General features: G+C 40.2%; 3 protein-coding genes. All 3 read right to left on the bottom strand.

All coding sequences use genetic code 11. The features are described from left to right. Window positions 1-30: 30 nt before the first annotated feature. On the bottom strand, window positions 31-579 hold the full coding sequence (locus E5A76_RS13030; RefSeq protein ID WP_161119198.1) for a rhodanese-like domain-containing protein: 549 nt from the start codon (window positions 577-579) through the stop codon (window positions 31-33). Window positions 580-716: 137 nt separating this feature from the next. Further along, the gene (locus tag E5A76_RS13025; RefSeq protein ID WP_161119197.1) at window positions 717-2,171 is read right to left on the bottom strand and encodes a helicase HerA-like domain-containing protein; all 1,455 of its coding nucleotides are present in this window, start codon (window positions 2,169-2,171) and stop codon (window positions 717-719) included. A gap of 94 nt (window positions 2,172-2,265) precedes the next feature. Beyond that, the gene (locus E5A76_RS13020) at window positions 2,266-3,438 is read right to left on the bottom strand and encodes an MFS transporter (RefSeq protein ID WP_161119196.1); all 1,173 of its coding nucleotides are present in this window, start codon (window positions 3,436-3,438) and stop codon (window positions 2,266-2,268) included. Between the last annotated feature and the right edge of the window lie 227 nt (window positions 3,439-3,665).

The following is a 3,665-nucleotide window of genomic DNA, read 5'->3' as shown; positions in this document are numbered from 1 at the left end:
TAATTTCTCCATGGCTTTTAAATTTATAAATTATTGAGTGCGTTGAATAGCTGAATAACCACCATCCAATTGAATTAAATGGCATTTATTTAAAACTTTTAATAAAGATATCGCGATAAGTGAACGGTAACCACCAGCACAATGCACAACATAGTCATCATGGTGGGCTGGCATTTTGCCTTGTATTAGCGCCGTCAATGGCAATGCTTCAGCACTAGCTAACTTGCCTTTTTCTGTTTCATCGGTTTCTCGTACATCTAAAATATGATGCGTTTCAGCTATATCTGGTAATTTATCTGCAGAGATATGCTCAATATGAGATAGCGAAGTATCAAGCGGCTTTAACTCTGCATGTATATAACCAAGTTCATGAAGTGTTTTCATCACACTGGCTTGATCTTTATCTGCTGCAATCACCTCAAGATGCACTGTTTTATCAGGAACAATTAGTTCTAGCCACCATTTAAATTGCTTACCGCCAAAGCCAACAAACACGCTACCTTCAATGTGCCCAGCAATAAACTCTTCGGAACTACGGGTATCAATGATAATGTCTTTTCTATCAGTGAAAATATGCACAGCTATACCATCCTTTTTAATCAGTCTGGTAAACCTTACGCTTTTATTACGCTATTTCCTATGATTGAAAGCGTAAATTTAGAAATGATAATTATAAAAAACCTCTTATTATCAGTAGATAACAAGAGGTTTACCCATTAACGACGTTTAAATAATGCTTTTACAATGGCATTGGCTAATTGCCGTAGCAGCGTCTTAATAAAAGATTCGGTATAAGTTTGGCGTTGAGAACGTCTAGGCTTACGAATACTCGCTCGGTCTTGTTTTTCTTGCTCAGCTTGTTGTGCTTGTTGCAATTGCGCCTGCTTTTGCTGCTCCATGCGTTTATTTAACATCTCATGGGCAGATTCACGATTCACTGCTTGTTTATATTGCTGATAATACTGACTGGTATTGAGTATCTCTGTGCGTTTTTCTGTACTGATAGGTCCAATTTGCGATTCTGGTGGACGAATAGTGACGTGCTCAACCACAGATGGTACACCACCCTCTCCAAGCACAGAGACTAATGCCTCCCCAACACCTAATTCCCCCAACAGGGTTTCAACATCTAAATTGGGATTATCACGAAAAGACTCCGCTGCGACTTTAACGGCTTTACGCTCTTTAGGGGTATAAGCACGTAACGCATGTTGAATACGGTTACCTAACTGCCCTAATACTGAATCAGGAATATCGGTTGGATTTTGCGTGATAAAGTAAATACCCACGCCTTTTGAACGAATCAAACGTACCACTTGCTCGATTTCATCTAAAAAGACTTTCGGCACATCATCAAATAGCAGATGCGCTTCATCAAAGAAGAACACAAACTTCGGCTTATCGAGATCACCCACTTCAGGTAGGTTCTCGTATAACTCAGACAATAACCATAATAAGAAAGTTGAGTACAACTTGGGTGATTGGATCAAGGTGCTAGCATCAAGGATATTGACGATGCCTCGGCCATCAGAAGCAGTTTTCATGAAGTCATGATAATCTAATGCTGGCTCGCCGAAGAACTCACCGCCTCCTTGGCGTTTAAAGCCCAACAAACGACGTTCAATGGCAGCAATAGAGGACTTATTGATTCGTCCGTACATACCGCCGAGTTGTTTCGAGTTATCACAAAGGTAATTTAATGCTGTTGAGAAATCATCCAAATCCAGCATTGGCATTTGATTTTCTTCCGCATATTCAAATGCAAGATTAATTAAGCCTTCTTGTACATCATTACAATCAAGCAAGCGACTTAACAATAGAGGCCCCATGTCCTCTAGCGTGGCACGGATTTTTGCCCCTTTTAAGCCAAACAGATCCCAAAATTCAACGGGAAAAAGCGTAAATTCAAAGCCCTCGATACCAATCTCGGCACAGCGTTTTTGCACAATCGCGTTATCAGTACCGGCATTCGCTATGCCTGATAAGTCACCTTTTACATCGGCAAGAAATACTGGAACACCAAGTGATGAAAAGCCTTCAGCTAAACACTGAAGTGTCACCGTTTTACCCGTTCCCGTTGCACCAGCAATAAAACCATGACGGTTAGCGTATTTAGGGTGGATACCGATTTTATTTTCGCCCTTACCGATAAGGATCATGTCACTTTTCATACTCTGCCCATTATCAAAATATTATTGTTCCATCCTAACCAAACTTAGACGCTGTTAAGTTAAAATACGATAAATAATCATAAACATAGCACCATTATTTATGCTGTGACGATGGATTCAGCTGTGGTTTGAATATAAATAAAGCCGCAATAATCACGAACATGAATGGAATAGTGACTAAATTGAGTTGGTACCAACCAATTGTGGTGTTTAACCAACCCGCTAATAACGATGCTATGGTGACGGAGCTAAATACCACAAACTCGTTACAGGCTTGGGCTTTCGGCTTATCTTCTGGTTGATAGGTCATGGTTAAAAAGCGCGTGGCTGCAATGAACATAAAGTTCCACCCAACACCTAATAAAATCAAGGCAATATTAAACTGTATTAAGGTTGTGCCAGTTAAATTAACAATGCAGCACATCAGCATGAACACTGCTCCCAATAAGATCGTGTTTTTCGCCCCAATTCGATCAATGAGGTGTCCGGTAAAGAAAGATGGCACAAACATTCCTAACACATGCCATTGGATCACTTGAGTAGATTGCTCAAAACTATAACCACAGCCCATCATGGCGAGTGGTGTCACTGTCATTAATAGGATCATCACCGAATAAGCAACAGCACCAGAAGCCACCGCTAAAAGATAATTCGGCTGTGTTAACAATTGTGACAATCGCTGTCCTGTCTTAGCTGTCGCATAACCAGGCGCTTTCGGAAGAGCAACGACTTGCAGTAAGCATAGCGACAAAACATAAAGCAATAACACACCAACAAAAGGACCAATAAAAGTATCAGATAACCATTCTCGACTTTGAACGGCGAGAAATGGTCCTAATATTGCCGCTAGAACGCCCCCAGCCATAGAGATAGAAATAGCACGGCTATGATATTTAACATCACATAATTCCATTGCCGCAAAACGATAAAGCGTACCGAAACCTATTCCGATCCCCAGTAAAAATGTACCGACAGAAAACAAATAAAAATTTGCTAGCCACAAGGCATAAATACAGCATGCAGCACCTGCAATACCGATCATATTACCTAAGGTAAATCCTCGTTTACGCCCTATACGTGCCATGATCAAAGAAGCAGGAATGGTCGCGCACATCATACCGATAAATTGTATTGCAACAGGTAAGGTGACTAATGAAGGCATTGGTGCAAGAGATTGACCAATAAGCGCTGTGACAGATATCAACACTATATTTCCCGTTGTCAGTAGTGCCTGACATAGCGAGAGTATCCATACTTGTTTGTTCATCCTTTACCTCCGTGTAAAAAATAGCCACCCAAAAACACTAACATGGATAATGAGAGCTAAATAGGAGCAATTAATAAGGTCTTTTGCCCATCTCAGCATCTATTTCCTCTCTAACAACGACTTTTTCTAAAACTTTCTGCATACAGCAATGCTTTGAATCCAAATAAATTTTATCAAAAAGCGTTATTTTCATATATATAAGCACTAAAAAGTCGCTAATAAAACAT

This window comes from Photobacterium lucens (assembly GCF_009873615.1).
GTDB classification, from domain to species: domain Bacteria; phylum Pseudomonadota; class Gammaproteobacteria; order Enterobacterales; family Vibrionaceae; genus Photobacterium; species Photobacterium lucens.
This window is presented reverse-complemented; position numbering and strand designations above follow the sequence as displayed.